Source organism: Arthrobacter sp. ES3-54 (assembly GCF_029504395.1).
Lineage (GTDB): Bacteria > Actinomycetota > Actinomycetes > Actinomycetales > Micrococcaceae > Arthrobacter.
This window is the reverse complement of record NZ_JAQFIF010000002.1, coordinates 414,207-437,335: the sequence shown is the minus strand read 5'-3', so window position 1 is coordinate 437,335 and position 23,129 is coordinate 414,207. Positions and strand designations below refer to the sequence as shown.

Genomic DNA, 23,129 nt, shown 5'->3' with positions numbered 1-23,129 from the left:
AAGGCTTCCTGGATCTGTCCGCGAAAGTCAGCCGGGCTTGATGTTCTGGTTGAGAGTGAAGAAGTTCGTCGGGTCGTACTTGCGCTTGAGTGCCTTGAGCCGGTCGTACTTACCAGCCCCGTACGCCTGCCTGACCCGCTCCTCACCCTCTTCCATAAGGAAGTTCACGTAGACGCTGGTGTGGTGGGGCGCGAGGGCGGACCAATAGTCACGAGCCCATTGGCGCTCAGCGTCGAAGCCATCGGCGGTCTTGCTGTTGCCGTTGATGTTGAAGGTGAACCCTGCCTGGCGGCCACTGAACGCGGTGGCGCCGTCGTCGATCCGCCCCACCGCTCCGCCCATCTGCCACAGGGCAACGCTGGTGACCGGCGAGGTGATGCGCCTGCCGCGTTCGACGACGATGTCGATGACATCGTCGTCGAGGGATGCGACGTCACAGGACCTGATGTAGTAGGACCAGCCGCGGGGGAACGACGGATCAAACATCCTCTGATGCTCCAGAAAAGGCTTCGGCCGACAAAGATCCAGCACAGGCGAACCGAATTCCTTGAGCGGCCGCACGACTCGTTCACCGTCCTCGACCGGTCCCGCGTAGCAGGCGACGACCGCCACGACGAGCTTGCCGACCAGGTCGGGCGGGACGATCGGCAGGGCCGGAGCCCTTCGCTGCACGGCGATCGTCATGAGCTCGTCGGGGCAGTCTGCGATCCAATCGCGGTAAAACCGCAGGACTTCCGGGGCATCCTCCATGGGCCAGAACACCGGACCTGCCATAACGTACGGACCCACAGGGTTGAGCTTGAACTCGAATTCGGTGACGATGCCGAAGTTGCCCCCGCCGCCGCGCACCCCCCAGAAGAGGTCGGCGTTCTGATCCTCGCTGGCCCTGACCAGCTCGCCGTTGGCGGTGACCACGTCCACGGACTGCAATTGATCGATCGTGAGCCCGTACTTGCCCATGACCCAACCTATTCCACCGCCGAGCGTGAGGCCGGCCAGCCCGGTATGGGTGACGATTCCCGAAGGAACGGCGAGGCCGAACTCCTGCGTCTCGCGATCGAGCTCGCCGAGCAGCACGCCGGCCTGACCACGTGCCGTTCGCCCCTCGGGGTCCACTCGGATCCCTTTCATCAGCCCGAGGTCGATGAGCATGCCGTCGTCGCACACTGAAAGCCCAGGGAAGCTGTGACCGCCACCACGCACGGCGACCAGCAGGTCCTGCGAGCGGGCGAGCCGGACGGCAGCGCGTATGTCTGCGACGCCGGTACAGCGGGCTATGAGCGCGGGACGGCGATCAATCGAACCGTTCCACACCTTGCGATGCTCGTCGTAACCGGCATCATCCGGACGGACGAGTTCACCCCGAAAGGATGTCTGTAGTTCATCGACAGCACCGCCGTCGATCACCGTGCCCTGTGCCATTGGACTCACGGACCTCTCTCTACTCCAAGCAGATTCCCACACGTTCGGAGGAAGTCACAAGAGTTTGAAGGTTGCGGGAATTGTGCATCATACGAAGCGGCTGAGCGCCGACCGGAGTGGCGCGTTGCGAGGACTTCAGTTCGGTCAGCGGCATCAATACGGAACTGACACCTTCGATGAGACAGCCAGGCACGTTTTGCTTCTCATCCAACGTGTCAGTTCCCACGTCAGGACTGACAGCTATGGTGAGACCGGATAATTCCATTCCGTAGGGCACTTGAAGTATGAATCAGAAGAGCCTTACCTCGGCGACGTAAGTGCGGCTGATAGCTGTATGCCTTAAGCTGGCAAATTTGGGGGTGTGTACATTGTCCACACTTTGGGCTTCGGATCGGGTCGTACCGGGATCGGATCGGGCCGGATTCCGCATGTTTCCGGGGGAGTCCAGTGTTTGCAAGGGCTGGAATGCAGTTCGAGTCCCACCTCGGGCACGTGTTTTCCCTGTTCAGGGGCTTGAGCGCCTCTGAGTGTGTACAAATCTCCTTTTATGGGCCCCTACGGGGCCCATTTTTGTTGGTGGCGGCTGGTCTGGCGGCTCCTTCTTGGCTTGGACAGCGGTGTTGCTGCTTACAACTTCATGGCCGGGAGCGCTTGGAACTGCATGACCTGCCGTGGCTTGGGGATCAAGTTCCCATGATCGTCCCAGGCGATACGAGATAAGTGGCGAAGTAGAGCTTCTGGACGGCGCGCAAGGCGGGTTGTTGCTTTACTACAGTTACCGCCTGTTCTGCGGCATGGGCCACGACGGTGACCGCATGACAAGCTACCGGGCCGGCCGGGATATTCCATACTGGCGCGAGCCAGCACCGTCCACTGATGTACTGCACCTCCGCATCGTTAACGACGGGCGCATCGTGACGCAGTACTACAGCTCTGACGGAATTGAATAGACTAGGCACGGTCTGCGTTTCGACGTCGCCGGATACAACACAAACACTGCTGATGAACCCCTTAGTCTTCGACCGGCGCTGTTCGCGGCAGGTACCGGCAAGGTGCGATTTCGGAACTTCCAGTAACGCGTTCTGGAGGATTGACCTTCGTCCCGCCGTCCTACGCTCGATTTGGTCTGGGGCACTTGCTTCAGCAAAAGGCGGGCCGGCCAGTCGCTACTGAGCCGACCTGTGACTTGTTCAGTTATTGTCATAGCCATCGGCTACCTCGTCAGGGAAGACAGCCGCCGGGCCACCAACCCGGCCATCGAGAAGGCACAGCTGGTCGAGCCCCTGGACTTCGAACTAAGAATCCTGCCGCGCCGCCGAGCCCTTGGTGAAGGAACTGAAGAAGGGATACGGGGACAGGTGCAACCCAGGTCTCTGGATTGGGGAGGGCTGTGTGCACTGCGAACAATGGAGATTCTGTCACGGGCTGCCCTTGGTGCTTAGGAATTGTGACCCACCACGGACGTAGTTTGTCACTGTATAAGAAATCCTTCCCAGGAATCCACGCGCCCCGGGCACCCCGGGCCTATCCGGCGACTAGGCTTGCACCATGAGTTCCCCGGATGCATTGGCCAGCAATCGAACGCTCGCGCGGGCAGCGTCAATTCTTGATGCGGTTGATGGCGCGGCAGTTTCCGCAAGTGAGCTGGCGAGAAGATCGGGGCTTTCAGTCTCGACAGCCCACCGACTCGCCCTCTCCATGGTCGAATACGGGTTCCTCCGCCGCACTGATGCCGGGGAGTTCCGGCTGGGCCATCGATTTGTGCGCAGCGCCGTGGAACAGTCTGCCCTTCCGAGGTTGACCGAACTCAAGAAGGCAACAGGGGAAACTGTGCAGCTTTGGGTACGACGCGGGGACGAACGCATATGTCTCCTGAGTATCGACAGCGACCACGAACTGAAGGCCTCGCTGCCACCGGGTTCCCGGCTCCCGCTCCCTGAGGGATCCAGCGGCCGGTTGTTGGCTGGGGATCCTGAGGCGTTGGCCAGCCTTGACGAGCATGGCTGGGTCGAATCCGCGGGAGTACGCACGCCAGGCCTCGGCTCCGTCAGTGCCCCGGTCCATGTTCGGGACCGCCTGCTGGCAAGCGTTTGTCTAGCGGTGCCGCTGTCAAGGGTTTCCGTTTCGCCGGGCCGGGATTTCGGCGCTGCTGTAGCAGCCGCAGCCCAGCAAATCGCTGCCGACCTCGAGCTCATCCCCAACGCCTAGGATCGGCCCGGGGTACTTAGCTGCACCCCTTTCCCGGCGGACATTTCGGTCCCGGTTGAATGGCACGACCATCCGCCACGGCAGCGTGCGGCCGTGCGGCCTGCACCAGGGCCTTCAGTAGGCCAACCAGAGTGCCAAATGGCCTCTGCCAGAAAAATCCGGCTGCCCCCTTGTTGTGTTGCGCATCACTTGCTAGTGTATTTCCGCCTCGTGACCGATGAGTCCCACACAGTGGGAAGGTCGACTTTCAATCAAGGGAAACCACAGCCGTGACCGATAAGACTGATGCAGCTTCAAACTCCCTCCCCTTGGAGGGCATCCGGGTGTTGGAGCTTGGTAACTTCATTGCGGCCCCCTTCGCCGCACGCATTTTCGGCGACTTCGGCGCTGAAGTCATCAAAATTGAACGCCCCGGGGGCGGCGACGAGCTGCGTGACTGGCGTAAGACCCGCGGAAATACGTCCATGCTCTTCCGGACCATTGGCCGGAACAAGAAATCCGTCATCCTGGACCTTCGCACGCCCGAGGGCCAGGAAACCGTCCGCAAAATCGCCGCCAAGTGCGATGTGGTGATTGAGAACTTCCGCCCCGGCACCCTGGAAAAATGGGGACTGGGCCCGGAGGTCCTCACCGAACTCAACCCCGAGGTCATCGTGGTCAGGATCTCCGGCTACGGCCAGACCGGCCCGTACAAAGACCGCGCAGGATTTGGCAGCTCCGCCGAGTCCTTCGCCGGACTTCGCTACATCACCGGGGAACCGGACCGCCCGGCCGGCCGTGCCGCCGCCAGCATGGGCGACACAGTGGCCGGCCTCTACGGCACCATCGGCGCCCTGATGCTGATGCTGCAGAAAGCCAAGGGCATCCAGCAGACCGGACCCCAGGTCGTTGACGTTGCCCTCTACGAAGGCATCTTTAGCCTGCTCGAGTCCCTCGTTCCGGACTATGACGCTTACGGCATGATCCGCACCCGTACCGGCGGCCGCCTGCCCGGAGTAGTGCCCACCGGCTCATACAACTGCAAGGACGGGCTGGAAGTCGTCATCGGCGGTAACTCCAACTCCGTGTTCGTCCGCCTCATGCAGGCGATCGGCCGCGACGACCTCGCCGCGGACGAAACACTCCTGGCCACCGAAGCCCGCGGCCTGCGCGAAGAAGAACTCAACACGGCCATCTCGGACTGGACCGAAGAACGCACCCTGGCAGAAGTACTGGAGGAACTGGACTTGGCCGGCGTCCCCGCCGGGCCCGTCTACGATGCGCCCAGCATCGCAGAGGACCGCCACTACATCGCCCGGGACATGATCCAGACCCACCAGGTGGTCATCGACGGTGACCCGGAAGCCGTCCGTTTCCCCGGCGTCGTTCCAAAGATCCCCGGCCACGAAGGCTCCGTCCGGTGGCTCGGGCCTGAGTTGGGGGAGCACACTGAGGAAGTCCTTCGCGACCTCGCCGGCCTCACCCCGGCACAGCTCGCCGAGGCACTTCCGCTGGACCGCAAACTCGTCCCGCAGGGTGTGGTCTAAATGCGGGTTGAGATCACTGATGTTTTCCTCCGGGACGGACTGCAGGACGTTGATGTCGTCGTCCCGACGGCCGAAAAGCTCGAAACCGCAGCCCGGCTGATCGCCGCCGGCGTGCGGCGGCTCGAAGTCGCCTCCTTCGTCAACCCGAAGAAGGTCCCGCAAATGGCCGACGCCGAAGCGATCTTCGCGGGGCTCCCCGTCCGCAAGGACGTTGCTTACACTTCGCTGGCCCTCAACGGCCGCGGGATCCAGCGGGCCGTCGACGCCGGGGCGGAGCACATTGCCGTCGTCACCTCCGCCAGCCAGGCGCACAGCAACGCCAACGCCGGGCAGAGCATCGAGGAAGCCCTGGCCGGTCTCGGGGAGGTGGTCGCCCGGTTCCCCGGAATGGACTTCTTCGCCGGCGTTTCCACCGCGTTCACCTGCCCCTTCGAAGGCGAGATTTCCCCGGAGCACCTGCTCAGGGTGGTGCGGGCCTTCAAGGCCATGGGCATCACCACCATCGGGCTCGCCGACACCCTCGGCACCACGCCCACCGAACAGGCCATCGCCGCCGTGGGATATGTCCTGGACGCCGAGCCGGAGCTGGACTATTCGCTGCACCTGCACAACGCGCACGGCCAGGCGCTGGCTACCGTCAGCGCAGCCGTCAGCCTCGGAATCACCCGTTTCGACAGCGCACTCGGCGGGTACGGCGGATGCCCCTTCGCCCCCGGAGCCGCGGGCAACCTCGCCACCGAGGAACTCGTCCGCCACCTGCACGCCGCGGGCCACGACACCGGCATCGACGAGGCACAGCTCGCCGAAACCGTGGCCTACGCCCGCGGGTCCGTCACCCGTGCCCCTGCCCTTTCTAGCTTTTCCGCTTCACACTAAGAACAGGCACACCCACCCTTTCGGCAGACCGCGCCTCACGGCGCCGTGCCACCTATCCCCTTGGGAGACAAAGATGTCAGCAACCCAGACCAACCTGTCCAACGACGAAGAAATATCCACTCCCGCTGCCACGGAAGAGCGGGTCAGCCCGCCCAAGCCGAACCTCGGCCGCCTCGCGGACTTCCCGGCCCTCTACTACGTCAGCTTCCTGGCCGTCCTGCTCATTGCGGCGGCCACCGGCAACCTCCCCGATTCGATGCTGGCCGGCTTTGCCGCGACGATCATCCTGGGCGGGCTCTTTATCTGGATCGGCAACACCGTTCCGGTGCTCCGGGACTTCGGGCTGCCGACCATCCTCTGCACGTTCGTCCCGTCCATCCTGATCTTTATGGGCGTGATGCCTGAGAACCTGATCGCCGTGGTGCAGAACTTCGTGAAGGGCTACGGGTTCCTCGACTTCTTCGTGGTGACCATCATCGCCGGCAGCATCCTGGGCATGCCCCGGGCCCTGCTGCTCAAGGCCGGCCCCAGGTTCATCGTCCCCCTCATCGGCTGCCTCATCGCCACCTTCTCGATCGTCGGGCTGCTCGGGCTCGTCACGGGCTTCGGCTTCATCGAAGGCATCCTGTTCATCGCCGCGCCGATCATGGCCGGCGGCCTGGGCGTCGGGGCGCTGCCGATGTCGGAAATGTATGCCGCCCGGACCGGGGGCAGCTCCGCGGACTTCATGGGTGACCTCATGTCCGCCGTCGTCATGGCCAACATCGTCTGCATCCTGATCGCAGGCATCTACAACGGCATCGGCAAACGCGGCATCCAGCCCTTCGTCGGATTCAACGGCAACGGCGAGCTGATGCGCATCAAGGGCAAGGCCGGGGACCTGACGTCACCGCCGAAGAAGGACGTCGCCTCGTTCCTGTCCCTCGGCAAGGGCCTGGCCATCGCCGGCATCCTGTTCATTGTCGGCAACCTGGTCGCCGCCTTCATTCCCGGCCTCCACCCCTACGCCTGGACCATCATCATCGCCGCCGCCATCAAGATTTTCGGCCTCTTCCCGAAGGAACTCGAAGACGCTAGCTCCGAGTGGGGCGACATGATCGGTGCCTTTCTCATCCCGGCACTGCTCGTCGGTGTCAGCATCACCTACATTTCCATCGAGGAAGTCCTGCAGTCCCTGTCCAACCCGATGTTCATCGTCCTGACAATCGTCACGGTCCTCGTCGCCACGCTGTCCTCGGGGATCCTGGGCTGGCTGGTCAAGCTCAACTTCGTTGAAGCCTCCATCACCCCCGGCTTGGTCATGGCCGACACCGGCGGAAGCGGCGACGTTTCTGTCCTCAGCGCCGCCGGCCGCATGCACCTCATGCCGTTCGCCGCCCTGACCAACCGGATCGGCGGGGCGCTGGTCCTGTTCGTGACCTCCCTCCTGGTGCCGTTCTTCGGCTAGACCCAACACCACTGCGGCTTGGAAGGGTGCCGGCGCCAAGCGGCGCCGGCACCCTTTCGGGCTACAAGCAGAAGGGACGCCCGTGACCGACTACTCGCTTGCTGTACTTCCCGGCGACGGCGTCGGCCCGGAAGTCCGTCAACCCGGAATGGGACAGTAACGGAGCCTCAAAATGACACGAATCCAGACCGTGCGTTACCCGGGATTTCCCTGCTCGGCGCCCGAACGCCCGGCCTCGAAGAAGCCGTCGGGGCGGGGGAGAAAGGCTCATTTCCCTGTCCGCCGAGACCTCGGCGCTGGTCGGCAACCGCCATGCAGACGTCGTCCACCCCAACCACCTCCTGACCGAACACCCCGCAATAGGTTGGATACAGCTGCCCTCGGCCGGCATCGAACGCTTCCTTGAACCCATCCGCGCCCACTCCGAAAGGGTCTGGACGAGTGCCAAGTGAGCGTTCGCCCGCCCCGTTGGCGAACACATCCTCGCCCTGACTCTGGCCATGCTCCGGCACTTGCCCGAGCGCAGTCGCGCAACAAGCTGGGGCATACAAGAAGGCACCACGCTGGAAGGACGCTCCATCGTAATCATCGGTGCGGGGGGAACCGCCCAGGAGGCCGTCCGCCTCTTCGGCGTATTCAACACCCGGATAACGGTCGTGGGGCGCAAAGCCGAGACTGCTGAGGGCGCGGACCGGACCGTCACCATCACAGATCTGGCCGATGTTCTGCCAAGCGCCGATGTCCTCGTCTTGGCCGCAGCCCTGACCAGCGACACCGCACAAATGATTGGGGCGCAGGAACTGGCCTTGCTGGAGCCATCGTGCATCCTGGTAAATATTGCCCGGGGCAAACTCCTCGATACGGAAGCTCTCCTCCAAGCACTGGCCGGGGAAAGACTGGCCGGCGCCGCCCTGGACGTGACAGACCCAGAGCCCCTAACCGACGGGCATCCACTCTGGACCGAGCCAAGGTGACTGATCACCCCGCACTCAGCCGACACCGAAGAAATGGTTCAGCCATTGATCCACGCGCGTGCGCGAAAACGTCAAGCGTTGGTCCGCCGGAGCACCGTTGCAAGGCCAAATCGATATCCAGGCAGGGTACTGACGACGGCCGCCGGAGGTACGCATACCCCGGCGGCCACCAGGCGCCCTGCTTGTCGAACCCAATGTGCTGACGCCAAGGCTCCCCGGGCTGGGTTCCGCCAGTGCCCCCGTGATGGTCGGCGCCGGAACTGGTCGGGGCGGTCTGCCTCATCGTCCCCCGGGCTCGCTTCATGGACACACCCGGCGGCGACTTCGGCGAGCAAACCGTCCCGGTGGCCGCCCGCCTGGGCGACGCCATGGAGACGTTCGACCTTCCCTGAGCCCCGACTCCGGCTCCCGCACCGTCCCGATGCGTGCGCTTTGCAGGGCCCCTTCCTCTTCCCGCCTTCGCGCCGGGACGCGCACTCCGTCTCCGTAACCCCGGGCGCGCCACTGCGCACGCCATGTTGCCCCGCTGACGTACGCGTCGAGAAGGACTCTCTCCAAGCCCTTGTGAGCTGAGTCATCTCCTGCTAATGTCTTCCCACTTACCAAACATCCTTTCCCATCAGATGGGAAAGCCCTAGGGAAGCTTCGCGGGAGCGAAGGTCTCGAGACCGAGGCGAACCCCCTGCGCGGAAGCGCTCATGAACAACAAGGCAGGAGAACCATGACTGAATACGAAATTGCTGTAATGCCCGGGGACGGAATCGGACCTGAAGTCGTCGAGGCCGCTCTGTCCGTACTGAAGGAATGCGAAACGCGGTACGGGCTCAAGCTCAATTACACGTTTTATGACTTCAGCGCAGACTTATATCGCCGTACCGGAAGAAAGATCACTGCTGCGGATATGGATGAGATCGGCAAGGCGGACGCTGTGCTGTTCGGTGCCATGGGGCTGCCCGACGTGCGTGGACCGGAGGGTCTTGAATTGGGTGCCCAGGTTGAAATGCGGGCTCACTACGGACTCTTCTCAAGCCTTCGGCCGGTTCGGCTGTTTCCGGGAGTCGAGGGCCCCGTAAAAGCAAAGAACATCGACATGCTCGTGATCCGTGAAACCTCCGAAGGGATGTTCGCGGGATTGGCCGATAAGCATGAGCCCAGTGATGAGCGTGCGAGTGATCGTATGACGATCACCCGGGCCACGTGTGAAAAGCTTTTCGACGTTGCGTTTTCTCAGGCGCGGGAGCGGCGCAAGCGGGGTACGCCGGGGCACGTGACACTGCTGCATAAGTCCAACGCCTTGCGTAGCAACGTTCTGATGGAGAAAGTGTTCGACGAGGTCGCCGCGAAAAACGACGATATCGGAAGTGCAAAGTTTTACATTGATGCGGGATCGATGTACATGGTTACCGATCCGGAACGATACGACGTGGTCGTCTCGGAAAACATCTTCGGAGACATCATTTCAGAGATTGCGGCCGGCCTCGTCGGCGGTCTCGGCGTCGCGCCTTCCGCCGATGTCAGCCTTACACATGGCGTGTTCCAGCCCTCTCACGGTAGCGCGCCCGATATTGCGGGCAGGGGGATCGCAAATCCAACGGCGATGATACTGTCGGCCGCGATGATGCTGGAATGGCTAGGCGAACGCCGCGGAGATGAGCTTTGCACCCATGCAGCACAAAGCATCCAAGCCGCCGTGGAGTCAGCGCTGGCAACTGGCCCCCGGGCACCCGACTTGGGTGGAACGGCGGGAACCCAGGAAGTGGTGGAAACCGTCGTGGGCGCCTTGCCGGCGTAGCTGACCTCCGCAGCTGGAATGCCGCGCCGCCGCCGTGGCGGAGAGATGATCCCACATCGGCCAGCCCATGCTCTGCTCAGTCAGGTCCTCGTGTCACAGTCGACAGGATTTGCTCACGAAAGGTACGTACCTATGACATACAAAGTTTTGTTTATTAATCCCTTGAAGGATTATGTTGATCGACTTGTGGATTCTACGCCCGAGGGCTACACCGTAAAGGTGATGCCGCCGGAGGCGGATGTATCGGACGTTTGTCGTGAAGCTGCGGATGCCGATTTCCTCATTTCTGGCGTCGATGTTCCCGAAGAGGTGTTTCGGGCGGCCAAAAACGTGAAGTTCATTCAATACATGAGTTCCGGCTATGGGCAGCTTCCGATAAGTGTCCTGGATGACCTGGGTGTTCCAGTGGCCCAGATGAAAACCCATTCCATATCCGTCGGGGAGCATGCGGTCACGTTGATGCTGACAGTGCTGCGGCGAATTCCAGCCTCTATGCAATTGATGCGCGATGGAAAATGGCGCCAGGACCTGGACGAGATGTCGTACTCGGAGCTGTACAACAAGACAGTCGGGATCGTCGGTCTGGGAAATATCGGACGCTGGGTCGGCAAGATCGTACACCACGGCTTCGGTGCCAACGTGGTCTTCTATGACAACGCGCAGATCCCGCTGACTGTTTCCGAACTCATCCCGGCCCGTCCCGTCCCGTTGGAGGAGCTCATGGCAATCTCCGACATCGTCTGCTTGAGCGTTCCGTTGAATGCTGAATCCGACAACATGATCGGCCGGGACGAACTGGCCCTTATGAAGCGGAGCGGTGTTCTCGTCAACGTCGGCCGCGGTGAGGTCGTGGATGAGGGCGCGCTCATTGAATGTCTACGCGAAGGGCGCATCGCAGGAGCCGGACTTGATGTCTATGAGCGAGAGCCGTTGAACGCCGCCAGCGAACTGCTGAATCTGGAGCAGGTAGTCTGCACGCCTCATATGGCAGGCGTCGGCTGGGAAAACGTCGAGCGCAGGATCGCGACCGTGTGGCAGAACTTCGATGCGGTCCTGCTTGGCGACATTCCAACCGGGATTGTCACGGCGACGAAGCGAGCAGCGAGCACCCTGCCCGCTTAAAGTCCATCCCAATTTAGTCCCGGTGGTCCCTGGACTCCCGGGAGTCACGCGGGTTTGGCGGGCCGATGCCGGCAATCTTCATCAGCCGCGGAGTAGCTACGGGGCTCCGTCAGCTACTTGCGTTATTGCCGGCTCGGGCTTAGCCAGAAGCACCCCCGAGGCAGCACCACTTGCCCCGTCCGCCTGACACTGCCCGCCCCAACAAAGATCTTGAGAGAAACCGTGATGAGCACCAGCACCGAAGCCCTCCCAGACGAAGCACCCTCGCTTCCGGACGAAGGCCACGTGGCCGCACTGGTCGCGGACGTTGTCGCGGAGCGGGCAGCCCACCTGTTTGGCCTGATGGGCAATGGCAACGTTCACCTCATCAGCCGCCTGACCCGCCGAGGCTTCCCCTTCACCTCAGCCCGTCACGAATCAGCGACCGTCGCAATGGCCGATGCCTACTACAGGGCAACCGGGGATATGGCAGCCGCCACTACCACCTACGGAGCCGGCTTCACCAACGCCTACACCACCCTCGCTGAGGCACGTATGGCCCGCATTCCGTTGGTCCTGGTGGTAGGAGACGCTCCGTCCACGGGCCTTCGACCCTCCGACATCGACCAGACCAAAGCCGCGGAAGCGGCCGGAGTCCTCACCCTGGTAGCCGGACCCGGCAACGCCACAGCGGTCGCCCATCGCGCATTCGACCTCGCCCTGCAAACTGTCCAGCCCGTAGTGGTCTCCATCCCCTTCGACCTTGCCACCGCCCCACCCTCGGCACCGGAACCCATAGAACCCCTGCCTCTAAAATCCTCATGGCCCACTGAACCTCGTGAGCTGGAGAAGGTGGCTGGACTGCTCGCCGAAGCCGAGAGACCACTGATCCTGGCCGGACGCGGCGTCCTCCTTGCCGATGCCACCGCTGAGCTGCGCGCCGTGGGCGACCGGCTTGGAGCATTTTTCATGACCTCGCTCATGGCAGTCAACGCCTTCAACAGCCCCTGGTACCTGGGCATCGCCGGCGGCTTCACCCGCAGCCACCGCCTCAAGATCGCGCGCCAGGCCGACGTCGTTCTGGTGGTAGGCGCGAGCCAAAACACCTTCCAGACCCGCTACGGAACCCTGTTCCCGGAAGGCACAAAAATTATCCGGGTCGACAACGAACCCGAAACCGGAACCCAGGCAGCAACTGATTACATACGTGCAGACATCCACCCGTTCATCCAAGGCCTGCTCGAACGCCTTCCCAAAGGCACATCAACCTGGCGCGACAAAGCTCCCGAAGTATCCAAGGCAGACTTCCGCTCATCCCACCCCACTGAGGATTCCGTTGAGTTTGGCCCTGACGGCCGCCTTAACCCCAGAGCCGTCGTCGCCGCCCTGGACGGGATACTCCCGGCCGAACGCTCCGTAGTGATGGACGGCGGGCACTTCATGGGCTGGGCACCCATGTACCTGTCGGTACCGGACCCGCACGCGATGATCCTCGTCGGCACCGCCTTCCAGTCCATCGGCCTCGGCTTCGGATCAGCGGCAGGCGTCTCAGTAGCCCGCCCCGAACGCACCACTGTCCTGGTCACCGGCGACGGCGGCGCACTCATGGGCATGGCCGACTTCGAAACCTTCCTTCGGACCACCCGCAAGGGCGTAGTCGTAATCCTCAACGACTCCGCCTACGGCGCCGAACTGCACCAGTACGCCGTCAACGGACTTCACGACCAAGCAATGCTTATCGACGAAGTCGACTTCGCCGCCGTCGGACGAGCCCTCGGCGCCAAAGGGATCAAAGTGCGCACCCTGGCCGACCTGGAGCGGCTTCAGGACTGGCTCACCAGCCACGACGAAGGCGTTTTCGTCCTTGACGTTGCCATCTCGCAAAAAGTCGTGGCCGAATGGATGAAGGAGTCCGTGGCCGCCAAAGGATAAGCGACATCAGAAGCCGGCAATATGCCGTCCCCTGGCACTAACGGGAGACCGCACCGTCGAACGTGCCGCCTCCATTCTCGACGCCGTAGGCCGGTCCGCCGTGGCCGCAAGTGAGCTGTCCCGCCGGACCGGCCTGCCGCTAGGGTGTTTCCATCGACGGTGATGGCGAAGGCGTTCAGTGGCGGCTTCCACCGTACGGCCCATCCTGCCCTGCCTTGGCCGGTCGGGTCCAGTGCCCGGGTGGCCAGATAGAGACACTTCAAGGCCGCCTGCTCGGTGGGGAAATGACCCCTGGCCCTGACTGCGCGCCGGTACCTGGCGTTGACGGACTCGATGGCGTTGGTGAGGCACCGCCCGGCGTGTCAGGCCAACCCCGGATCCACCGTTATTCAGACACTCCCCAGCGGTTGGCTGACCGACGAAGTTGTGATGTCAATTTGCGAGGGTGCGGAAGAGCGGAACACAGCAGCGACCCGTCTGGCTCATCATAGGGTCGAGGGCGCTAGGGTGGGGCTTCGTCGGAATCATTGGAGCCGGCGATTTTGGGGTGTGTACAAAGTACACACTTTGGGCCTCGGACTGGGCCGTACTTGCGTCGGATCGGGCCGGATTCCGCATGTTTCCGTGGGAGCCCCGTGTTTGCGGGGGAGCGAATGCGGTTCGAGTCCCACCTCGGGCACGTGTTTTCCCTGTTCAGGGGCTTGTGGGCCGCTGAATGTGTACAAATCTCCTTTATGGGCCCCTGCGGGGGCCCATTTCTGTTGGTGGCGGCTGGTCTGGCGGCTCCTTGTCGTGACTTGGACAGCGGTGTTGCTGCTTACTCCTTCATGGCCGGGAGCGCTTGGAACTGCATGACTTGGGATCAGATCCTCAGGGTCATCCCTGTCGGCAGCCGGAGCTCCTGGCAAAGTCTCGTCATGACCTCGATGATGTTCTCGAGCATCGGGTAGGGGCAGGGCGAACCGATCGGGTTTGGTGACGACCGGGGTGCCGCCGGCTCGGACAGCCGCCAGGGCGTCGTTCAGTCCCGGCCGTACCTTCCGGTCACGCCGTGGTCACTATTGGTCCGGCCCTCGGGGACGCCCAGACCCGTGGGCGCCTTGCGCCGCGTCGCCGGGTCTTGTTCGTATGTGAAGTCCCGGGCGTAGCCGGTGAGCTGCGCGGACAATGGTGCAACTGTCGCGATTGTCCAACCTAAGCGGGACAGTTTTGCGGGCGAAGGTGTCGCCGTGGGGGACCGGTTTACGGACACGCATGTGGCGTGAGGCAATGCGTGCAGGCAGCAGGGGGACGGATCAAACCAACCGACATCGGTGACGATTGTCGTAATCACCTCGCTCAATTTCGCTCCCGCGCTCCTGCGTCGCTGATTTCCTCCAGGAATTTTTTCCCCCTTGCCCTCCTCCGCGTAGACAGTCCTCCGTCGGCCGCCGAGCAAGCGAGCTTGCCAGCAATCCAAAAAACAACTGTGAGTCTTGCAGTGGCTGGTCTGGGACTAGCTGGCAGTGTTGATGCCGGTCGTTCTGCTGGCGCGTGACTCGAAAAAACAATTGCCCCTTGAGGGTGCATTTCCCCCGACTTGTCCGCGCTGGTTGGAGCGACCGGCGTTGACCTGTCCCACGACGGTGGCTTGATTAGAAGCTTGCCCAGCCCCTGCGGTTGTGGCTCATCACAGTATTGCCTCGAAGTGACTCCTCCCAGGTCAGTGCCGGTCGTGATGCGACCAGTCTTGCCCGCTCGAAAGGAAGGAGGGTGGCCGCGTTGACTATCGTTGCGCAGACCCGCCCATTCGTAATCGGCGTGGACTGCCACGTCCGCACACACACGTACGCCATCATCGAGGCCAGCACCAAGCGACGGGTCGCGTGCGAGCAGTTCCCGACCACCTCGGCAGGGATTTCCCGCGCACTTGCCTGGGTAGGCCGACGGACAGACGGCGATATGGCCTGTCTATGGGCCGTTGAGGGTATCGGCTCTTATGGGGCACGTCTGGCCAGGGCAGTAGCCGACGCCGGCTATGACGTCGCCGAAGCTCCACGGATGAACGCCCGCGGGCGCCGGGCGATCGGCAAATCTGACCCGCTGGACGCCGCCGCCATCGGAACCGCTGTCATCGGCTTAGAGGAGTCCCAGCTCCGAGCCCCGTGCCGCGATGAAGGAACTCGTGCCGGACTCAGGATCTTGAGCGCTGCCCGGGATCAGTTGACCCGGGAACGAACAGTGAATGTCAATGCACTCATCGCCTTACTCCGGGCACATGATCTTGGAATCGACGCTCGTAAACCATTGGTTCCCGCCCAGATCGCCACCATCACCAGATGGCGGGAACGACAGGAGCAGATGGAACTAGCGATTGCGCGGGAGGAAGCGGTTCGGTTGGCGCGCCGCGTTCTCGAAGTGACCACTCAGCTGACGGCGAACCAGAAGCGCATGACAGAGCTGATCCAGCAAAGCCCCGCTGCGCCGCTGTTGGAGATGGTGGGCGTCGGGGCTGTCACGGTCGCTGCTGTCCTGACAGCTTGGTCGCATCCAGGAAGGGTTCGCAGCGAAGCTGCCTTCGCCTCACTGGCAGGGGTAAATCCCTTGCCGGCCTCAAGCGGTAACACTGTCCGGCACAGGCTCAACCGGGGTGGTGATAGGCGCCTCAACCGAGCCTTGCACACCATCACGATGACCCGGATGGTCCACGACCCCGGAACCCGGGACTACGTCGCCAAACGCACTCAAGAAGGCCGTAGCTACCGCGAAATCCGCAGATCCCTCAAGCGCTACATCGCCCGAATCCTCTACCGCCAACTCAACTCCCTTTACGCCACCGCGGAACCGGCCCGATCCCACGTTGCCGGGGCAAACCCTTACCCGGAATAGGAGCACCGGTTGAGCATGCCGGGCTTCGGTTTGATTTACGGTTCAGGTGGTGTCCGGTAAAGGATGGGCTTACGGGACCTGTCGCTCGACCACCAAGCGCTGCGGAAACCACGCCATCACCGCTGCAACTCACAGGGAGTGGGTGCGCGCTGCCTAGCCCGTCCGGGTGTCTTAGAAGCTTTAAGTTTCTGAGGCGCTACTAGGCCGTGTTGATCGAGTCTGATTTGATCCATACCAGGGTGGCGGAGAGGCTGGCGCCGGCGCGGTAGCTGCGGGGGAGCTTGTCGGAGCGCAGCGCGATTCCGAGCCACGACTAGGCCACTCCTCGCCGCCCCAGCGTGCTAGCGCGACGATCCCCTCGCGCAAGGCGAGCCCGCGATCGGTCAGCGCGTAGGCCCGGGTGTTGTGCCGGAGGGGCAGACGGGACAGTACCCCGGCCGCTTCGAGCTCACGCAGGCGGGTCGCAAGAATGTTCGTCGGCACTCCGAGGTCGCGCTGCAGATCGCCGTAGCGCTGCGGCCCGTCGAGCAGCCGCTCCACGATGAGCAAGGCCCACCGTGCTCCAACGATATCGAGGGCCGCGGCGAGGTTGCTCACTCGGTCGGATCGGCGTCCGGTTTCATCCAAAACGGCGAGTAGTGGTAGCCGTCAGGGTCGTCGAACTGGCGCTGGTACATGAAGGGGTAGTCGTCGATATCACCGATCCGCCCGCCGGCGGCACCGGCGCGCTCGACGAGCTCATCGACCGCCTGACGGCTGCCGAGGTCGAACGAGACCGTGACCTTCGAGGGCGTATCGGGTCCGCCGACCAGCTCTTCGGCGCCGCCGACGCTCGCATACATCTCGCGGCTGCCGAGCATGACGTACTGCTCCGGCGCGATCGCGAAGCATGACACGTTGTGATCGGACATCTTGGCATTGAGGGTCCAGCCGAGGGCGGTATAGAAGGCAGTCGCGCGCTCGACGCTCTCAACCGGACAGGTGATGAAAAGGCTCATGCGGCCTATACTTGCAAAATGCAAGTATGACGTCAAGCCTCGGCCGCGCTTCACGACTTGCGGGCGTGTAGGAGCCCATTCAGAGGTACGGCCGAGTAATAGGGACCAGACCGTGCATTCGGCATTGGTGCAGACAGGGATCCCTTACCGGGCCAGACTGAGAAGGTCCCCACTCTTCAGGATGGAGGTCGTGGTCTCGACCCGAGCGGGCATCGTAGGTCGGTTGTCAGCCCAGCTCGGCTCGGCGGCGAGGCTCGGCTCCGTACTCTGACCACCCGCCTGCGTAGAGACGCCCCTGCCCCAGTCCTGCATGCTCGAGAGCGAGAAGGTTGTGGCAGGCCGTGATGCCTGAGCCACAGTAGGAGATGACGGTAGTCGCGTCTTCGATCCCAACCTTCGCAAACGCTCGTCGGACCTCTGCGATCGGGCGCAGGCGTCCATCGGGGGCGAGGTTCCCACGGCACGGGACGTTCACGGCGCCGGGGATGTGTCCGGCTTGGGGATCGGTGGGCAGCTGGAGGCTTCCGTCGAAGCGGTCGGCATTGCGGGCGTCGACGATGTTCCTGGCAGCCTCTGCCGTGATGTCCTCAAGCTGGGCGAGACGGGCCTCGGGCCACGGAGACGGCGTGAAGGTCGCGGGTGTCGGCTTCACGGGGGTTGTCTCCAGTGGTCCCGTCCATGCGGAAATCCCGCCGTCGAGCAGCGCCGCCCGGTGCCCGAGCGCACGCAGCATCCACACGAGCCGCGCGGCGATTACTCCCCCCCGCGTCGTCATAGGCGATGACGGTCGTGTCGTCGCCGATTCCGAGGGAGGACATTCCCTGTGCGAATACTTCAGAGTCGGGAAGCGGGTTCAGCCCGTGTGGTCCGGAATTGCCCGACAGCCATGCGTCCAGGTCCACGAACACCGCATCTGGAAGATGCCCGCCGTCGTACGCTGCACGGCCTGACGCACCGTCGAGGTACCAGCGAACATCAGCGGTGACAACGCTACTTCGGTGCGCCTTGAGCCATGCGGCATCAACAAAGGGTGGAAGATCTTCTTGGGTTATCCGGCTGTCGTCCATACAGTGCAGGTTAAATGATGTGTCCACATTTTGAGCAAAAATATCCCATGATGTGGACATCCTGCAGAGGATGCGACGCACCACCGCAGGCGCCCGTAAGCCGGTCGATCACCGTGCCCAGGAAACGTGCCGCACGTCCCGTGCAGTTACTGGCCTAGGCTGTGAATCTCATCGGTAAATGGCGGCTTTCTCGCAGCGCTAAATGTCACCCCGCTGCACGCATCCTGATGTGGGGCGCGGTGGGGCCATCGTGTTTAGAGACTTCAACTTTTGAATCGGTGGATCCACGAGGAGCTCCGTTCGCGGAGCACTCGCGCACGCCGCCGCCGGCGGGAACGCTCACCTGCTCACCGTCGGCCCCACCAAGGGAGCACACCCACGGGGAGGGGTTCGTCGCCAACATCTTCGGGTACCCACACGTTGAGGTTCAGGCAGTCCTCGCTGAATCCGTTATCGGCTTCGAACCAGCGGGTGTTCCCGGCTTGGAACGGTGCGGGGGCCTTTCTGGTCGTAGGGCAGGGCGGGGTCGAACGGCAGCAGGGTGGGGCGGCGGAAGCGTTCCGCGGTGGCGTAGGGGATTCCGAGCCAGGACCGCACTGCGTGCGGTGCGGGGGTCTCGGTCATGTGAGGGGTCCTTTCGGAGAAGGGTCAGTGTGCGTCGGATTTGGGGGTGGGGTCGCGCTGTCGCCGTTCCGGAGCTGCGCCCAGTGGCGCAGTCGTTCGGTGATGGCTCGCTCGTAACCGCCGGTGGTGGGTTCGTAGAAGGTCTCCCGGGGCATGCCGTCCGGGAAGTAGTTCGCGCCGGAGAACCCGGTCTCGGTGTCGGGATCGTACTGGTATCCGTCGCCGTAGCCCAGGTCCTTCATGAGGCGGGTCGGGGCGTTGAGGATGCTCGCCGGCGGCATTAGCGAGCCGGTGCGTTTCGCCGCGGCGCGCGCCTTATTGAACCCGCGGTACACGCCGATGGACTTCGGCGCGGTCGCGAGGTAGACGACCGCCTGGGCGATGGCGAGTTCTCCCTCGGGTGAGCCGAGGCGTTCGTAGACGTCCCAGGCGGCGAGGGTCTGTTGGACGGCGTTCGGGTCGGCCATGCCGATGTCTTCGGTGGCGAACCGGGTGAGGCGGCGGGCGATGAACAGGGGATCTTCGCCGCCGTCGAGCATCCGCGCCAACCAGTAGACGGCCGCGTCCGGGTCGGAGCCGCGCATCGACTTGTGGAGCGCGGAGATGAGGTTGTAGTGGCCTTCCTGCGATTTGTCGTACAGCGGTGCCCGTTTCTGCACGGCGGCGGCGAGGGCGGCCGGGCCGACGGGTGCGGGCAGGGCGTGCACCTGTTCGATCATGTTCAGCAGGTACCGGCCGTCACCATCCGCCATCGCGATCAGCGCCTGCCGGGCCTGGCCGGTCAGTGGCAGCGGTTGACCGAGGAGCGCTTCGGCGCGGGTGATGAGGGTGCTGAGCGCGGCGTCGTCGAGGCGCTTCAAGACGAGGACCTGGCTGCGGGACAACAGAGCGCCGTTGAGTTCAAAGCTGGGGTTCTCCGTGGTCGCGCCGACGAGGACGATGGTGCCGTCTTCGACGTACGGCAGGAACGAGTCCTGCTGGGCGCGGTTGAAGCGGTGGATCTCGTCGACGAACAGCATCGTCCCCTGACCCACTTCCCGCCGGCGCTGCGCAGCGCTGAACACTTTGCGGAGGTCCGCGACGCCGGAGAAGGTGGCGGAAAGCGGCTCGAACGCGAGGTCGGTTTGCTTGGCGAGGAGCCGCGCGATCGTGGTCTTCCCGCACCCTGGCGGCCCCCACAACACCATCGACACTAGCCGCTGCGTGTCGACCATCCGCCCGATCGGCGCGTCCGCGGCGAGCAGATGGTCCTGCCCGACGACCTCCTGGAGGGTGCGCGGACGGAGCCGGTCGGCCAAGGGCCGCGAGGTGTCATCGACGTCGAACAGCGACGGGGTCTCACTCACGGCTGCTGCTTCCGGTGCCGGTCGTCGGCGAGGTCGTAGGAATCGTGCACCAGGTCTCCGATCAGCTGCTTCGTGATCCCTACGCCGGGCCCGATGGAGATCCAGTGGTGCTTGTTGAGGTAGCGCCCGATCGTGATCGTGTCGAAGTCGCGGCGGAGTGCATCCCCCTGGTGCGGGTCGACCTTCAGGGTAACGATCTGCAGGCCCGGATCATCGTCGGTGACGATGAGGAACACTCTGTCGTGCACCTTCCACACATCGAGGTGCGGCGTGAACGGGCGGCCATTGGTGACGTCGGCGAGCGATGCCGCAATGTCACGGGCGTGCTGCTGCAGTTGCTCGCCCGAGAGAATCACTGGTCGCTCCGGCCGAACGTTTTAGTGTCGACCGGACGCTTCGCGTGCGGCAGGTTCTCGACCACGAGCAGGTAAGACTCGGTGACGAGGTCATCGACAAGCCGCTTCTGCAGGTCCCCGCCGGGATGCAGGGTGATCCAGTGCTGCTTGTTCATGTGGTACCCGGGCGTGATGTCCTCGTGCTGCTCGCGGAGCGCTTTGCTGTCCTCCGGATCCGCCTTGACGATCACGATCGGCTCACCAGTGATGTCGGTGTTCAGCATGAAGACCTTGTCGCGGACCTTGAACACCTCCCAGTCGGGCCCGAAGGGATGCTCCAACCCAGCACCCGGAAGCTCCTCGACGCGGTTCCGGGCGTACTGCTGCAGCGTGTCACCCTGCATGTTCATCCTCCTGAGGTCGCTGGCAGGAACAAGCCTATCGGAATATGCGTACGGTGGTACATACTTGGTCTGACATCGAAGGAGGAGCGCGTGCGGAAGGGCAAGCCGAATGACCCGGAACGCAGAACCCGGATCCTCCGTGCGGCACTGGAGGTCATCGCGATGGAAGGCGTGCACGCGGCATCGTATCGGCGCATCGCCGCGCAGGCCGGCGTGCCCCTCGGGTCGACGACGTACTACTTCTCCGACCTGGAAACATTGATCGTGAGCGCGTTCAAGACCCTGCGAGACGGGCTGGAACCGCGATACGCGTCCCCATTGAGGGACGCGCGAACCGATGACGACGTCGTTGACGCGCTCGTGGCCGCCACGTGCGGCTCAACGGCCCCGACGCTCGACGACATCCGCATATACGAGGAGATGCACCGCTACGGTGCGCGCAGTCCACAGGTCGCTGGTCTTCTCCGCGATTTACAGGAGGCGTCCCTCGTGATCCTCCGCCGATCCCTGTCGGACAGCGCAGCCCGAGCTGTCGACGCGCTCATGTGGGGGTGGTGGAGCTACCGCGCCCTCAACGAGCATGATCGGCTCGACACGGGCATGGTGCACGACGCGTACCGGGCCCTCGTCACTATGGCAGCGACCGAACGAGTACCGCAGAAGTAGCATCACCGTGTCTGACACCATGCGCGCGATCCGACCCGCCGGCCCCGTCGCACCTGGCTGCGCTGCCGAAATGGCCAGGCTTTTCGCTGCGACCCCATGCATCGCAATTGTTTCCGTTCTTCTGGTGGATGCTCTGTACAAAACAGCGAAGGGCGAGACGGCCTTGACCGTCTCGCCCTTCGTTCATGTGCGGGTGGTTACTCCCACTCGGATCGCATGGCCTCGGGGTAGCGGGCGCCGAAGCCTCCGGTGGGGAGGATCTCCTTGATGCGGTCGAGGTCCGCTGGGGTGAGGGTGAGGTCGGCGGCGCCGATGTTCTCCTCGACCCGCTTGGCGCTGCGGGTGCCGGGGATCGGGACGATATGCTCGCCCTGCGCGAGAAGCCAGGCGAGAGCAAGCTGCGACACCGTGGCATCCTTGGACGCGGCCAGCTCGGTCAGCTGACGGGTGGCTTCGAGATTCTTCTCGAAGTTGCCGGGCTGCCAGCGGGCATCGCGGCTGCGCATGTCGGTCTCATCGTATTCGGATGCCGGTTTCGCGGTGCCGGTCAGGAATCCGCGCCCGAGGGGCGAGTACGGGACGAATCCGATGCCCAGTTCATTCAGGACGGGGAAGAGGACTTCGACCTGACGCTCGAAGAGGGAGTACTCGGTCTGCAGGACTGAGACCGGCTGCACTGCGTGCGCGCGGCGGATGGTGTCGGCGCCGGCCTCGCTGAGTCCGAAGTACTTGACCTTGCCGGCGTCGATGAACTCCTTCACGGTCCCGGCGACGTCCTCGATGGGGACGTTGGGGTCGGGGCGGTGCTGGTAAAGGACGTCGATGTAGTCCGTACCGAGGTAGCGGAGGCTGTTCTCGACGACCTCGCGGATGTGCTCGGGGCGGCTGTCGAAGCTGTATTCGCGGGTCCAGCCAAACTTGGTGGCGATGACGACCTCGTCGCGGAAGCCCTTCACGGCGCGGCCGACGATCTTCTCGTTCTCTCCCCAGCCGTAAAGCTCCGCGGTGTCGAAGTGCGTCACTCCGAGGTCGTAGGCGCGCTGAATGGCGGAGGTTCCTCCCTCAGCGTCGGCCGCGCCGTAGGCGATCGAGATACCCATCGAGCCGTAGCCGATGGCGGACGTGGTGAGGCCCTGCTGGCCAAGTGTGCGTGTTTGCATGAGATGCCTTTCTGCTATCGGGCGACGGCCTGGTAGCGGTCCCACCAAGAGGCGATGGGCCCCAGCGCGTTCTCGGTCCGGAACTTCTCGCTCAAGGGTCCGACGAAACGGATGTTGGTGAGTTCGGTGGACTCCCCCCACATCTTCTGGCCATCGGCGGTCAGAGCGAGGTGGCGGGCAATCGCTTCCTCGTTCTCATAACGCTCGTGCTGCAGAATCGTCCCGTCAGCGGACCGCGCCAGCGTGTACTCGAGGACGTACGGCTCCTCCTTCTCGGTGACGGGAAGCACCGTCGCGACGTACTGCTCGAAGAGGTCCTGATCGAGGACACGGTAGGTGAAGAAGACGTCGATCTGATCAGTGGTAGGCATTGCTATTCCTTA

General features: G+C 63.4%; 21 protein-coding genes and 4 pseudogenes. 12 read left to right on the top strand and 13 right to left on the bottom strand.

The features are described from left to right. Window positions 1-27: 27 nt before the first annotated feature. Window positions 28-1,422 carry an FAD-binding oxidoreductase gene (locus tag M2428_RS05160; protein ID WP_277524329.1) on the bottom strand — a complete coding sequence of 465 codons (1,395 nt, stop codon included), beginning with the start codon at window positions 1,420-1,422 and terminating at the stop codon, window positions 28-30. A gap of 761 nt (window positions 1,423-2,183) precedes the next feature. On the opposite strand from M2428_RS05160, the gene M2428_RS05155 reads away from it, so the two are divergent. The 10 genes and pseudogenes from M2428_RS05155 to M2428_RS05110 all read left to right on the top strand — a co-directional run bounded on the left by M2428_RS05155 (window position 2,184) and on the right by M2428_RS05110 (window position 13,278). Further along, a complete protein-coding gene (locus tag M2428_RS05155; RefSeq protein WP_277524327.1) occupies window positions 2,184-2,372 on the top strand; it encodes a hypothetical protein in 189 nt (62 codons plus the stop codon). A 267-nt stretch (window positions 2,373-2,639) separates the two neighbouring features. After that, window positions 2,640-2,781 (top strand): annotated as a pseudogene (locus M2428_RS05150) (disulfide bond formation protein DsbA); the annotation flags it as partial. A gap of 189 nt (window positions 2,782-2,970) precedes the next feature. Beyond that, window positions 2,971-3,630: a helix-turn-helix domain-containing protein gene (locus tag M2428_RS05145; protein WP_277524325.1), complete on the top strand. Its 660-nt coding sequence runs from the start codon at window positions 2,971-2,973 to the stop codon at window positions 3,628-3,630. Window positions 3,631-3,899: 269 nt separating this feature from the next. Then, window positions 3,900-5,156: a CaiB/BaiF CoA-transferase family protein gene (locus M2428_RS05140; RefSeq protein WP_277524323.1), complete on the top strand. Its 1,257-nt coding sequence runs from the start codon at window positions 3,900-3,902 to the stop codon at window positions 5,154-5,156. Further along, complete coding sequence (locus M2428_RS05135; protein ID WP_277524321.1) at window positions 5,157-6,032, top strand: hydroxymethylglutaryl-CoA lyase; 876 nt, start codon at window positions 5,157-5,159, stop codon at window positions 6,030-6,032. Between the two features lie 73 nt (window positions 6,033-6,105). Further along, on the top strand, window positions 6,106-7,479 hold the full coding sequence (locus M2428_RS05130) for a 2-hydroxycarboxylate transporter family protein (protein ID WP_277524319.1): 1,374 nt from the start codon (window positions 6,106-6,108) through the stop codon (window positions 7,477-7,479). A gap of 512 nt (window positions 7,480-7,991) precedes the next feature. Further along, window positions 7,992-8,453 carry an NAD(P)-dependent oxidoreductase gene (locus M2428_RS05125; protein WP_277524316.1) on the top strand — a complete coding sequence of 154 codons (462 nt, stop codon included), beginning with the start codon at window positions 7,992-7,994 and terminating at the stop codon, window positions 8,451-8,453. Between the two features lie 721 nt (window positions 8,454-9,174). Further along, on the top strand, window positions 9,175-10,245 hold the full coding sequence (locus M2428_RS05120; RefSeq protein WP_277524314.1) for an isocitrate/isopropylmalate family dehydrogenase: 1,071 nt from the start codon (window positions 9,175-9,177) through the stop codon (window positions 10,243-10,245). A gap of 132 nt (window positions 10,246-10,377) precedes the next feature. Then, on the top strand, window positions 10,378-11,367 hold the full coding sequence (locus M2428_RS05115; RefSeq protein WP_277524312.1) for an NAD(P)-dependent oxidoreductase: 990 nt from the start codon (window positions 10,378-10,380) through the stop codon (window positions 11,365-11,367). A gap of 225 nt (window positions 11,368-11,592) precedes the next feature. Then, complete coding sequence (locus M2428_RS05110; RefSeq protein WP_277524311.1) at window positions 11,593-13,278, top strand: thiamine pyrophosphate-binding protein; 1,686 nt, start codon at window positions 11,593-11,595, stop codon at window positions 13,276-13,278. A gap of 158 nt (window positions 13,279-13,436) precedes the next feature. On the opposite strand, the pseudogene M2428_RS05100 reads toward M2428_RS05110, so the two are convergent. After that, window positions 13,437-13,622 (bottom strand): annotated as a pseudogene (locus M2428_RS05100) (transposase); the annotation flags it as partial. A 677-nt stretch (window positions 13,623-14,299) separates the two neighbouring features. Beyond that, the gene (locus tag M2428_RS05095; protein ID WP_277524309.1) at window positions 14,300-14,446 is read right to left on the bottom strand and encodes a hypothetical protein; all 147 of its coding nucleotides are present in this window, start codon (window positions 14,444-14,446) and stop codon (window positions 14,300-14,302) included. A gap of 593 nt (window positions 14,447-15,039) precedes the next feature. Between M2428_RS05095 and M2428_RS05090 the strand changes: the two genes are divergently transcribed. Further along, a complete protein-coding gene (locus M2428_RS05090; RefSeq protein WP_277524538.1) occupies window positions 15,040-16,146 on the top strand; it encodes an IS110 family transposase in 1,107 nt (368 codons plus the stop codon). 321 nt (window positions 16,147-16,467) lie between these two features. Here M2428_RS05090 and M2428_RS05085 read toward each other — a convergent pair. From M2428_RS05085 to M2428_RS05050, 8 genes and pseudogenes are all read right to left on the bottom strand, one after another. Further along, window positions 16,468-16,743 (bottom strand): annotated as a pseudogene (locus M2428_RS05085) (helix-turn-helix domain-containing protein); the annotation flags it as partial. Next, window positions 16,740-17,144 carry a VOC family protein gene (locus M2428_RS05080; RefSeq protein WP_277524308.1) on the bottom strand — a complete coding sequence of 135 codons (405 nt, stop codon included), beginning with the start codon at window positions 17,142-17,144 and terminating at the stop codon, window positions 16,740-16,742. The pseudogene M2428_RS05085 and the gene M2428_RS05080, both read right to left, overlap by 4 nt. A 226-nt stretch (window positions 17,145-17,370) precedes the next feature. Then, entirely contained in the window at window positions 17,371-17,919 is a 549-nt protein-coding gene (locus M2428_RS05075) for a rhodanese-like domain-containing protein (protein ID WP_277524306.1), read from the bottom strand. Between the two features lie 22 nt (window positions 17,920-17,941). Next, window positions 17,942-18,211: pseudogene (locus M2428_RS05070) on the bottom strand (sulfurtransferase); the annotation flags it as partial. Between the two features lie 450 nt (window positions 18,212-18,661). After that, the gene (locus M2428_RS05065; RefSeq protein ID WP_277524304.1) at window positions 18,662-18,835 is read right to left on the bottom strand and encodes a hypothetical protein; all 174 of its coding nucleotides are present in this window, start codon (window positions 18,833-18,835) and stop codon (window positions 18,662-18,664) included. Further along, a complete protein-coding gene (locus tag M2428_RS05060; protein ID WP_277524302.1) occupies window positions 18,832-20,181 on the bottom strand; it encodes a replication-associated recombination protein A in 1,350 nt (449 codons plus the stop codon). Before M2428_RS05060 ends, M2428_RS05065 begins: the two co-directional genes overlap by 4 nt. Next, complete coding sequence (locus tag M2428_RS05055) at window positions 20,178-20,537, bottom strand: MmcQ/YjbR family DNA-binding protein (protein ID WP_277524300.1); 360 nt, start codon at window positions 20,535-20,537, stop codon at window positions 20,178-20,180. Before M2428_RS05055 ends, M2428_RS05060 begins: the two co-directional genes overlap by 4 nt. Further along, complete coding sequence (locus M2428_RS05050) at window positions 20,534-20,920, bottom strand: MmcQ/YjbR family DNA-binding protein (protein ID WP_277524299.1); 387 nt, start codon at window positions 20,918-20,920, stop codon at window positions 20,534-20,536. Before M2428_RS05050 ends, M2428_RS05055 begins: the two co-directional genes overlap by 4 nt. A 90-nt stretch (window positions 20,921-21,010) precedes the next feature. Here M2428_RS05050 and M2428_RS05045 point away from each other — a divergent pair, with 90 nt between their 5' ends. Continuing rightward, a complete protein-coding gene (locus tag M2428_RS05045) occupies window positions 21,011-21,586 on the top strand; it encodes a TetR family transcriptional regulator (protein WP_277524297.1) in 576 nt (191 codons plus the stop codon). Window positions 21,587-21,783: 197 nt separating this feature from the next. Here the strand turns inward: M2428_RS05045 and M2428_RS05040 are convergent, their stop codons facing one another. Together M2428_RS05040 and M2428_RS05035 are read right to left on the bottom strand one after the other, a co-directional pair. Further along, window positions 21,784-22,746, bottom strand: a complete 963-nt coding sequence (locus M2428_RS05040) for an aldo/keto reductase (protein WP_277524295.1) — start codon at window positions 22,744-22,746, stop codon at window positions 21,784-21,786. Window positions 22,747-22,760: 14 nt separating this feature from the next. After that, complete coding sequence (locus tag M2428_RS05035; RefSeq protein ID WP_277524293.1) at window positions 22,761-23,117, bottom strand: hypothetical protein; 357 nt, start codon at window positions 23,115-23,117, stop codon at window positions 22,761-22,763. Between the last annotated feature and the right edge of the window lie 12 nt (window positions 23,118-23,129).

Coding starts and splice junctions, on each gene's coding strand:
- M2428_RS05160 (WP_277524329.1), bottom strand. CDS start 1,422: ATGGCACAGGGCACGGTGATCGACGGCGGTGCTGTCGATGAACTACAG.
- M2428_RS05145 (WP_277524325.1), top strand. CDS start 2,971: ATGAGTTCCCCGGATGCATTGGCCAGCAATCGAACGCTCGCGCGGGCA.
- M2428_RS05135 (WP_277524321.1), top strand. CDS start 5,157: ATGCGGGTTGAGATCACTGATGTTTTCCTCCGGGACGGACTGCAGGAC.
- M2428_RS05130 (WP_277524319.1), top strand. CDS start 6,106: ATGTCAGCAACCCAGACCAACCTGTCCAACGACGAAGAAATATCCACT.
- M2428_RS05120 (WP_277524314.1), top strand. CDS start 9,175: ATGACTGAATACGAAATTGCTGTAATGCCCGGGGACGGAATCGGACCT.
- M2428_RS05115 (WP_277524312.1), top strand. CDS start 10,378: ATGACATACAAAGTTTTGTTTATTAATCCCTTGAAGGATTATGTTGAT.
- M2428_RS05110 (WP_277524311.1), top strand. CDS start 11,593: ATGAGCACCAGCACCGAAGCCCTCCCAGACGAAGCACCCTCGCTTCCG.
- M2428_RS05080 (WP_277524308.1), bottom strand. CDS start 17,144: ATGAGCCTTTTCATCACCTGTCCGGTTGAGAGCGTCGAGCGCGCGACT.
- M2428_RS05075 (WP_277524306.1), bottom strand. CDS start 17,919: ATGACGACGCGGGGGGGAGTAATCGCCGCGCGGCTCGTGTGGATGCTG.
- M2428_RS05065 (WP_277524304.1), bottom strand. CDS start 18,835: ATGACCGAGACCCCCGCACCGCACGCAGTGCGGTCCTGGCTCGGAATC.
- M2428_RS05050 (WP_277524299.1), bottom strand. CDS start 20,920: ATGCAGGGTGACACGCTGCAGCAGTACGCCCGGAACCGCGTCGAGGAG.
- M2428_RS05040 (WP_277524295.1), bottom strand. CDS start 22,746: ATGCAAACACGCACACTTGGCCAGCAGGGCCTCACCACGTCCGCCATC.
- M2428_RS05035 (WP_277524293.1), bottom strand. CDS start 23,117: ATGCCTACCACTGATCAGATCGACGTCTTCTTCACCTACCGTGTCCTC.